The sequence below is a fragment of the Angustibacter peucedani genome, from assembly GCF_054779595.1.
In genome coordinates this window covers 40,384-49,850 of record NZ_BAAGXY010000078.1, presented here as the reverse complement: position 1 = coordinate 49,850, position 9,467 = coordinate 40,384, and the positions used below count along the sequence as shown (strand labels likewise).

The following is a 9,467-nucleotide window of genomic DNA, read 5'->3' as shown; positions in this document are numbered from 1 at the left end:
CCGCCGTCGCCGGCGTGCCCGCCGCGTGGGTCGTCGCCCAGGTGCTGCCGCGGGTGCGCCCGCAGACCACGCTCGGGCCCTTCGACGTGGCCTGGGTCCCGGTGCTCGTGGCCGCCGCGCTCGGGGCGGTGGCCGCGGTCACGGCGGCGTACTTCCCGGCGCGCAGCGCGAGCCGGCAGGACGTCGTCGCGGTGCTCGCGGGCCGGCGCGGCCAGGTCAGCTCGCGGCGCGGGCTGCCGGTGCTCGGTGCCCTGCTGCTCGCCGGCGGGGCCGCGCTGTCGCTGGTGCTCGGCACCAAGCAGGGCGGCGAGTACTACGTCGCCGGCGGCACGCTCGTGATGGTGCTGGGGGCCATCGCGCTCATGCCGTCGGTGGTCGGGGGCGTCGGCCGGCTCGGCCGTCGCCTCCCGCTCCCGCTGCGGCTGGCCACGCGCGACAGCGCTCGTCAGCGCGGCCGCACGGCCCCGGCCGTGGCGGCGGTGATGGCGGCCGTCGCCGGCGTCACCACCCTGGCCATCGGGGCCGCGAGCGACTTCGCGCAGAGCCGCCGCGACTACCAGCCGCGGCTGCCCTCCGGCGTCACCACCGTGCAGGCCAGCGACGTCGACGCCTCGTGGTGGACGTCGGCCGGGCAGAGCGTCGAGACGTTCGCGCCCGGACGACGGCTGCTGCCCACCGGCCAGCTCGGCACCACGCCGCTGTCGTCGCCGCAGCAGCTCTCGACCTACGTCGCGCCGAAGGGGTGCCCCGATACCCCGCCCGAGGCCGTGACGAACGCACCGGAGACCTGCTCGATGTGGCAGCTCGCCGGCACCGACCGCCCGTCGTCCTACGGCTCGACGGCCAGTCTCGTCGCCGACCCGGAGGCGTTGGCGTCGTTGGGCTACCGGCTCGACGACCAGCAGCGCACGGTGCTCGAGGACGGCGGCGTGCTGCTGCCGTCGGCCGCGCTGGTCGACCGCACCGGGCACGCCGACCTGATGACCTACCTGGTCGACTACGGCAACAACCAGCCCGAGGCCCTGCAGCGCCGCACGCACCACGTGAGCGCCGCCTACCTCGCGCCGCAGCGCAAGGGCGACTTCCTCGACGTCATCAGCGTGATCATGACGCCGCGGACGGCGCAGACGCTGGGCACCGGGTGGCAGCAGACCGGCGGGGTCCTCTCGTCGTCCGCCACGCCCCTGCCCCGTTCGGCGCAGGACAAGCTGCAGGAGGTGCTGCTCGGCTCCGCCCGCTACGCCGAGGTCTACACCGAGCGCGGCTTCGACGAGAGCATCGCGCTGCCCCTGGCCGGCCTCGCGGCGATCGCGGGTCTCGCGGTGCTCGTGGGCACGCTCACGGCCACCGGGTTGGCGCTTGTCGACAGCCGTCCGGACGCCGCAACCCTTGCGGCCGTGGGCGCACGGCCGCGCACCCGGCGCACCATGGCCGCCGCGCAGGCCGTCGTGATCGGGCTGCTCGGCAGCGTGGCGGGCATCGCGGTGGGCATCGTGCCGGGACTCGCGGTGACGTGGCCCCTGACGGCGCAGCACTACGACGAGCAGAGCGGGCAGTCCGTGTGGGGCTCGCCGATCATCTCGGTGCCGTGGCTGCTGCTGGTGGCGATCGGCATCGGCGTGCCGGTGCTCGCAGCGCTCGCAGCGGGTCTCGGCGTCCGGTCGAGGCTGCCCATCACCCGACGGCTGGGGCAGTGACGTGGCGGGCGTGACGAGGGACGACGAGACCGACGTCCTCGAGGTCGACACCCGGCGGGTGCGGCGCGAGCGGATGGCTTGGCGCGCAGGGGCTCTGGTCCTGCTGGTGCTGGGCATCGGCCCGGCCTGGAACGCCCTGACCGGCGACCACGCCGGCGCGGCGGCGGACGGCGGCTCGTCGTCGTCCGGTCGTCGGGCGGGCGCGGATGCCGGTGCGCCGCAACCGCTCGAGGCCGGCGACCCGATGCCCCAGGAGCCGAACGGCGTCGGGGACGTGACCCACCTCCAGCCGTCGGTGCAGCGCGCGCTCGACCGCGCGACGCGGGCCGCGGCGGACGACGGCATCACGTTGCGCGTCACGTCCGGCTGGCGCAGCGCCGAGAAGCAGGAGCGGCTCTACCAGCAGGCGATCGCCAAGTACGGCTCGGCCGAGAAGGCACGGCGCTGGGTGCTGCCGCCCTCGGAGTCCGAGCACGTGAAGGGCGGTGCGATCGACGTCGGCCCGCGCTCGGCCGCGAGCTGGCTCGAGGAGCACGGCGTGCGGTACGGGCTCTGCCGCCGGTACGAGAACGAGCCGTGGCACTTCGAGCTGCTGGCGCCGCACAAGGGGCAGGCGTGCCCGGCGATGGAGCCGCACGCATGACCGGGGTCGAGCGCGAGCGGCGCCGCCGCGTCGCGCGGGCCCGCCTGGTCGAGACGCTCGCCCTGCGCCGGGCCACCGGCCAGCGTGCGGTCGTCGCCCCCGGCCGTCCTGCCCCTGGCGGTGCGCGCGCGCCGCTGGCTGGGCAGGATGGACGGCATGACCACGCCTGAGCAGCCGACCGACGAGCCCACGCGCGACGACGACCCCAGCCGCGTCGTGGTGGTGACCCAGGACGGCATGGGGGTCGCGCCCGCACCCGGAGCGGACGACGACGAGGGCGTCGAGCGCAACCCGGCCGAGCTGGTCGAGCAGCCGGCCAAGGTCATGCGGATCGGCTCGATGATCAAGCAGCTGCTGGAGGAGGTCCGCAGCGCGCCGCTCGACGAGGCCGGTCGCAGCCGGCTGGCCGCGATCCACGAGCGGTCGCTGCACGAGCTCGAGCAGGGCCTGGCGCCCGAGCTGGTCGAGGAGCTGCGCCGCATCGCCCTGCCGTTCGGCGAGGGCCAGACGCCGTCGGACGCCGAGCTGCGGATCGCGCAGGCCCAGCTGGTGGGCTGGCTCGAGGGGCTGTTCCACGGGATCCAGACCGCGCTGATGGCCCAGCAGATGGCGGCGCGGGCCCAGCTGGAGGAGATGCGGCGCGCGCTGCCGGCCGCCCCCGGCGACGCGATGCCCGGCCAGCCGCCCCACCCGGGAGCCCCCGGCGCCTTCCCCGGCCAGCCGCGCCCGGACGCCCCCGACGAGCCCGGCCGCGGCACCGGCCAGTACCTCTGACCGCGCGCCGCAGTTGATCACGTCATGCATGCCTAGGCCTGCTTTCCACGGGCTGCAGCCCTCGACAAGGGCACGGAACCCTCGACAAGCACCCCGATCGGCCGCCCGTCCGGGAACCGCCAGCCCCGCCCGGACGTCGAAGCGCTCGTGACCGACACCTCCGCCGTCCTGGCCCGCGCCGACCGCTTCTTCGTGACCCAGAAGCTCACGATGATGGTCAACCGCTACGAGATCCGCGCCGCCCAGCCCGACGGCACACCCGGCGCGCTGCTCGCCATGGCCCAGCAGAAGCGGTTCGCGTTCAAGGAGCAGGTGACCTTCTACGCCGACGAGGCCCGCACCGTGCCCGTCTTCGGCTTCCAGGCCCGCCAGCGCATGGACCTCGGCGCCACCTACGACGTCACCGACGCCGCCGGCCAGCCGATCGGCTGGTTCAAGAAGCAGTTCGGCGCCTCGCTGCTGCGCTCGACCTGGACCCTCGGCCTGCCCGACGGCCGCGAGCTGACCGGCACCGAGCGCAACCAGACCGTCGCGATCGTGCGGCGCGCCTGGGAGTTCCTGCCCGTCGTCAGCGACATCCCGGCGCCGTTCCGCTTCCACTTCGACTTCACGGACGCCGGCGGGCAGGTGCTGCTGTCGTCCGACCGCCAGCCCAGCCTGCGCGACCGCTACGACGTCACCGTGCCGGGCGCCCAGGTCGACGGCCGCGTCGCCGCCGCGATGGCCGTCGCGCTCGACGCCCTGCAGTCGCGCTAGCCGGTCACGCGGGGGCGCCGGCCAGCAGCCGCTCGAGGACGACGGCCACGCCGTCCTCGCCGATCGGCGGTGCGGTGTGGGCGGCCGCGGCCAGGACGTCGGCGTGCCCGCCCTCCATGGCGTACCCCCGCCCGGCCCAGGCCAGCATGTCGAGGTCGTTGGGCATGTCGCCGAACGCGACGACGTCCGCCGGGTCGACGCCGCGCTCGCGCGCCAGCTCGGCGAGCGCCGCGGCCTTGCCGACCCCCAGGGCAGAGATCTCGATCAACCCCTCGTCGGGGTTGGAGTGCGTCGGGACGGCGAGCCCGTCGAGCACCGGCACGGCCTGCACGAGCATGTCGTCGCTGATGCTGGACTCGCTGCGGCACAACAGCTTCACGACCGCGGCGCCGTCCGCGAGCAGCTCGTCGAGCGGGCCCACCTGGACGTCGAGCCCGGCGTCCCAGCGCGCCACGTAGTCGGCGGTGCGACGGAACCCGCGCTCGGTCTCGACGGCGAAGGCGGCGTCGGGGATCTCCGCGCTCAGCCGCCGCGCCACCTCGACCACGACCTCGTGCGGCACGGTGCGGGCGTGCAGCACCTGCTCCGTGCCGAGGTCGTAGACGACAGCTCCGTTGCCGCACAACGCCGTGCCGCTGTGTCCGGTCTGCGCCACCACGTCGGCCATCCAGCGCGGCGGCCGGCCGGTGACGTACACGACGTGGACGCCGGCGTCCTGGCAGGCCTGCAGCGCGCTGACCACCCGGGGGCTCACCCGCCCGTCGCCCGCGACGATGGTGCCGTCGAGGTCGGTGGCCACCATCCGCATGCCGCCATCCTGCCCGACGCCGCGACGGTCAGTCCTGCCGGTCCACCCGCACGTCGACCAGCTCGCCCACCTCGTAGGCGACCGCCGACGCCTCGCCGACGGCCCGGCAGGTGAGCCGCGCCGGCGCCCGCACCGTGCGTGTCACGACGGTCTCGAGCTGCGCGGGCGCCACACCCGACCCCGCCAGGCGCACGCGCCAGCGGCCCGGCTCCTCGAGCACGACGTCGGTGCCCCGCAGCGCCCGGGGCGGCAGCGGGCCCAGCCGCTCGTGCGCCGCCACCACGGCGGCCTGCGCCACCGGCACGTCGGTGCTCGACCCGCGCAGGTACCGCGCGTCGACCGCCCCGGCCAGGTGCTGCTCGACCACGTGCTCGGCGGACGCCGGGTCGAGCCCTCCGTAGTAGAGCCCCTCGGGCAGCACGACCAGGTTGGCGGCGAACCGGTCGCCCCCGACGTGCGAGCACTCCCAGGTCTGCTCCGGCCACCGCGCCGCGAGCGCCGCCGCGACCGGTCGGCCGCGCACCGCGCAGCAGGTGTCGTGCCGCCCGTGGGCGCACACCAGCAGCCACGGCTCGGACGTCGGCCCGGACGTCGGCAGCGCCGCCCCGAGACCGTCGTCCGGCGACGGGTGCGCGGCGGCCTCCTCCAGCGCCCGCGCGGCAGCCAGCAGGTCGACGTCCTCGCCCCAGGTGCCCTGCACCGCGGCCACCCCGAGGCTGGCGTCGACGACGGCCCAGACCCGGCGCGGCACGGCCACCCGACGTCCCGGACGGCGCACGAGCAGCACGCGTGCCCCCGCCTCGGTCGCCGCGTGCCGCAGGTGCTCGACGACGCGCGGCGCGATGCCCGAGCCGGCGAGCGCGTCGACGGCCCACGGCCCGGGGTGCTCGACCAGCAGCCAACGTCGCGCCGGAGCGGCCGTGCCGGCCATCGGGTCGGCGCGCTCGCGGGCGGTGTCGGAGCAGAGCGGGAGGCGGTCGCTCACCGCGTCGCCCTCGCTCACCCCGTCACGGTCGCACGACGACGCCGTGCAGCAGCAGGCGGCGGGCCAGGTCGGCGCCCAGCTCACCCGCACCGGCGCGGCCGGTCTCGAGCAGCGACCGCACCCGCGCCACCTCGTCGACCGCCACCGCGACGTCGCCCGCCCGGCTGCGCAGCAGGGCGGCGCCGTCCGCACCGACCACCAGCCCGGCCGCCAGGTGCGGGCGCAGCACGAGCTCGCCGTCGTCGACGTCCGCCACCGCCGAGGCCGCGCGCAGCTGAGCCAGCGGGCCTACCGGCGCGGCCCGCTGCGAGGTCCGTGCGCGCCCGGCCATCCGCTCGGCCACCACGTCCTCGTCGACCGCGGCGAGCGCGGCCGTGAGCAGCTCGCGCACCGCGCCGAGGTCGTCGGCGACGCCCTTGGCGGTGCCGACGTCCGCGCCCAGGGGCAGCGAGCGGCGGGCCTCGACGTCGGACCCGAGCCGGGCCATGGCGGCCGCCACGAGCTCGGCCGCGAGGGCGTGCCGGGTCCAGGTGTGGACGCCGATCGTGACGTGCGTGCTGACGCCGCCCAGCGCCTCGGCGGCGTGCAGGTACCCGCGCGGCAGGTAGAGGCAGTCACCCGGGCGCAGCACGGCGTCGACCACCGGCTCGGTCGCCGCCGCGGCCTCGACGGCGGCCCGCCGGTCGGTCCACGGCTGGTCGCGCAGCGGCGCCTCGTGCACCGGCTCGTGGATGCGCCAGTGCTTCTCGCCCTCGACCTGCAGCACGAAGACGTCGTGCACGTCGTAGTGGTCGTCGAAGCCGCGTGACTGGGGCGGCGTGACGTAGGCGTTGACCTGCACGGGATGCCCGAGGTCGGCGGCCAGCTGCTGGGCGAAGGCCACGAGCGGCGGCCAGGTGCGGTGCAGGCCCTGCAGCACCATGGTCGAGCCGTCGGCGAACAGCCGCACCAGCTTGTCGTCGCTGACCTGGTCGGCGACCGCCGCGCCGACCCCGCCCCCGGCCGTGAAGGCGCGGTCGCCCAGGGTCTGGCCCTGCTTGGCGACGCGCAGGAACGGCGTGCGCAGCCCCCGGGTCGAGACCAGCTCGTCGACGGCGTCGGCCGACAGCAGGTCGGCGAAGTCGCGGGGCAGGTCCGCGGCCGGCGACAGCAGCGCCGAGCGGCCCCACGTGCCCGCCGCGAACGCGTCGACGTCCTGCGCCACCAACCGCTCCAGAGCCATGCGCCCAGCCTGCTGCTCCGCGGGCCGACCTGCCACTCGGTGCGGCAACCGGGTGGCGTCGTCCGTGCGAGCGGGTCGACTTGCCCGGGTTCGCTACCTCTGGGGCGCTCCCGTGGGGGACACTGCTCGCCGAGCGCACCGACGGCGGGCGCGGGAGCCGGGAGGTGACGTGCCGGAGCAGGGCCCTCGCGTCGACCCCGCGGCGCTCTTCGCCGCCGTCCCCTCGGCCTGCGCGCTGCTCGACGCCGACCTCGTCGTCCGCGACGTCACCGCCGCCTTCCTGGCCGTCACCGGGCGCACCCGCGCGCAGGTCGTGGGCCGCCCGCTCGTCGAGTCCTTCCCCGGCCCGGACGACGACCCGCACGGCCCGTGGGAGCCGGTCCGGGCCTCGCTGCAGCGCGCCCTGGACACCGGCGTCACCGACCAGCTGCCGCTCGTGCGCTACGACGTGGAGCCGGACGCCGGCTCCGGTACCTTCGACGAGCGCTGGTGGAGCATCACCAACATCCCGGTGCCGGACGACGAGGGCCGGGTCGCGATGGTGCTCAACGCGGTGGAGGACGTCACGTCCGTGGTGCACGACCGCGAGCGCCGGCGCCGGCACCGCGAGCGCGAGGTCGAGCTGATCGAGCGCGCCGAGCAGCTGCAGACCGACCTGGCGGTGCGCGAGCAGGAGGTGCGGGCGTTGAGCGCGTCCGAGGAGCAGGTGGGACGGCGGCTGCAGGGCCTGGCCTTCGTGGCCCTCGAGCTGGCCGCCGCCGAGTCGGTCGAGGAGCTGACCGACCTCGTCGTCGTGCGCGGCGTGGCGGCGATGGGCTGCGACGGCGGCGGGGTCGCGGTGCGCGACGACGTCGACCAGGTCGTGCGCCTCACCATCACCGACACCCGCCGCGAGGGGCAGCGGCTGCGCCAGGAGATGCCGCTCACCACCCACCTGCCGTCGGTGGTGTCGTGCATCGAGCCCGAGCCGATCTACCTCGGTGACCGCACCGAGGGCCTGGCCTGGGGACCGGAGATGGAGCTGGTCTACGCGACGTCCGGCTGCGACGCCTGGGCCTCGCTGCCGCTGGTGGCCGACAACCGCCAGCTGGGCTCGCTGACCGTGAGCTGGGTCGAGCCGCGCACCTTCACCGACGGCGAGAAGGAGCTGCTGTCGGCGTTCGCGGCCCAGTGCGCCCAGGCGCTGCAGCGGATCAAGGCGCGCGAGGCCGAGCGCGAGGCGACGATGTCGTCGCGCCTGCTGTCGGAGTCGTTGCAGCGCAGCCTGTTGACCGACCCGGTGCAGCCCGAGCACCTGCAGCTCGTCGTCCGCTACCAGCCGGCCGCGCGTGAGGCGTACGTCGGCGGCGACTGGTACGACGCGTTCCAGGTCGGCGGCGGCGACACCCTCATCGTCATCGGCGACGTCGCGGGGCACGACCGGCTCGCGACGGCGGCCATGGCCCAGGTGCGCGGTGTGCTGCGCGGCGTCGCGCACAGCCTGGACTCCACACCCGCCGAGGTGCTGGGCGGGCTCGACCGCGCGATGCAGGACCTCGGCGTCGACGCGCTGGCCACCGCCGTGCTGGCCCGGGTCGAGTGCCCGGACGACGACTGCGCGGGCAGCGCGCGCCGGCTGCTGCGCTGGTCGAACGCCGGCCACCCGCCGCCCGTGCTGCTGCACCCGGACGGCCGGGCCGAGCTGCTGCGCCGCGAGCCCGAGCTGCTGCTGGGCGTGCAGCCCTCGACGGCACGCACCGACCACGTGCTCGAGCTCGAGCCGGGCGCGACCGTGCTGCTCTACACCGACGGCCTGGTCGAGCGCCGCGGCGAGCCGCTCGGCACCGGGCTGGAATGGCTGAACCACCGGGTGCAGTCCCTGGCCGCGCTGCCGCTCGACGCGCTGCTCGACGCCCTGCTGGCCGAACTGCCCACGGACGTCGAGGACGACGTCGCGCTGCTGGCCGTCCGGGTCGAGAGCGCCGACGACCAGGACGGCGTGCGGCGCCGGACGACGTCCGCCCGGACGTCGGGGTCGGCGGGGTCGGCGGGGTCGGCGTCCGACGCCCTGCTCGGCCGGCCGAGCGACGAGGTGCCGGTCGCGACGTCGCGGCGGCGCCAGGACGTCTCGCTCGTGCTGCCGCCGGACGTCTCGGCGGTGCGGCGGGCCCGGACCTTCGTGCGCAACCACTGCCGCGCCGCGGGCGTGGCCGCGGCGACCTGCGACACCGTCGCGCTGCTGACCAGCGAGACGGTGACCAACGCGTTCATCCACGGCCGCAGCGAGGCACGGCTGCGGCTGGTGGTGCGGCCCGACCGCGTGCGGGTCGAGGTCGGCGACGACAACTCGCGCCACCCGGTGCGCGCCGAGCGGCAGGACGACGCGCTCGACGGGCGCGGGCTCGACATCCTCGACCTGGTCTCGACGGCGTGGGGCGTGGTCGACGACGTGGCGGGGAAGATCGTGTGGTTCGAGGTCGCGCCGGAGCCCGCCGAGGCCTGAGCACGTGCGTCGACGCGGCGGCTGGCAGGAACTCGACGACGTCCGGCCGGGAGGTGGCTGGACGACGTGCCGGCCCGGTCGCCAGGCTGCTGACCGGCCG

Annotated in this window: 9 protein-coding genes; 6 read left to right on the top strand and 3 right to left on the bottom strand. The window is 76.1% G+C overall.

Features of this window, described 5'->3' with window-relative positions; all coding sequences use genetic code 11:
• From ACYVJ4_RS14330 to ACYVJ4_RS14310, 5 genes are all read left to right on the top strand, one after another.
• Positions 1-1,697 (top strand): FtsX-like permease family protein (locus ACYVJ4_RS14330; protein WP_460460816.1); only part of this gene is annotated, 1,697 nt, incomplete at its 5' end.
• Between the two features lie 10 nt (positions 1,698-1,707).
• Entirely contained in the window at positions 1,708-2,340 is a 633-nt protein-coding gene (locus tag ACYVJ4_RS14325; RefSeq protein WP_460460815.1) for a M15 family metallopeptidase, read from the top strand.
• A complete protein-coding gene (locus tag ACYVJ4_RS14320) occupies positions 2,337-2,510 on the top strand; it encodes a hypothetical protein (protein ID WP_460460814.1) in 174 nt (57 codons plus the stop codon). The genes ACYVJ4_RS14325 and ACYVJ4_RS14320 overlap by 4 nt, the downstream gene beginning before the upstream one ends.
• Entirely contained in the window at positions 2,497-3,114 is a 618-nt protein-coding gene (locus ACYVJ4_RS14315; protein ID WP_460460813.1) for a bacterial proteasome activator family protein, read from the top strand. Before ACYVJ4_RS14320 ends, ACYVJ4_RS14315 begins: the two co-directional genes overlap by 14 nt.
• Before the next feature lie 147 nt (positions 3,115-3,261).
• Positions 3,262-3,870 (top strand): LURP-one-related/scramblase family protein, encoded by a 609-nt coding sequence (locus tag ACYVJ4_RS14310; protein WP_460460812.1) that lies wholly within the window; start codon positions 3,262-3,264, stop codon positions 3,868-3,870.
• 4 nt (positions 3,871-3,874) lie between these two features.
• On the opposite strand, the gene ACYVJ4_RS14305 is transcribed toward ACYVJ4_RS14310, so the two are convergent.
• The 3 genes from ACYVJ4_RS14305 to ACYVJ4_RS14295 are packed head-to-tail and all read right to left on the bottom strand — an operon-like array spanning position 3,875 to position 6,885.
• The gene (locus ACYVJ4_RS14305) at positions 3,875-4,678 is read right to left on the bottom strand and encodes an HAD family hydrolase (RefSeq protein ID WP_460460811.1); all 804 of its coding nucleotides are present in this window, start codon (positions 4,676-4,678) and stop codon (positions 3,875-3,877) included.
• Between the two features lie 28 nt (positions 4,679-4,706).
• Entirely contained in the window at positions 4,707-5,681 is a 975-nt protein-coding gene (locus ACYVJ4_RS14300) for a sucrase ferredoxin (RefSeq protein WP_460460810.1), read from the bottom strand.
• Between the two features lie 4 nt (positions 5,682-5,685).
• A complete protein-coding gene (locus ACYVJ4_RS14295; RefSeq protein WP_460460809.1) occupies positions 5,686-6,885 on the bottom strand; it encodes a cupin domain-containing protein in 1,200 nt (399 codons plus the stop codon).
• 169 nt (positions 6,886-7,054) lie between these two features.
• Here ACYVJ4_RS14295 and ACYVJ4_RS14290 point away from each other — a divergent pair, with 169 nt between their 5' ends.
• Entirely contained in the window at positions 7,055-9,367 is a 2,313-nt protein-coding gene (locus tag ACYVJ4_RS14290) for a SpoIIE family protein phosphatase (RefSeq protein WP_460460808.1), read from the top strand.
• The last annotated feature ends 100 nt before the right edge of the window (positions 9,368-9,467 follow it).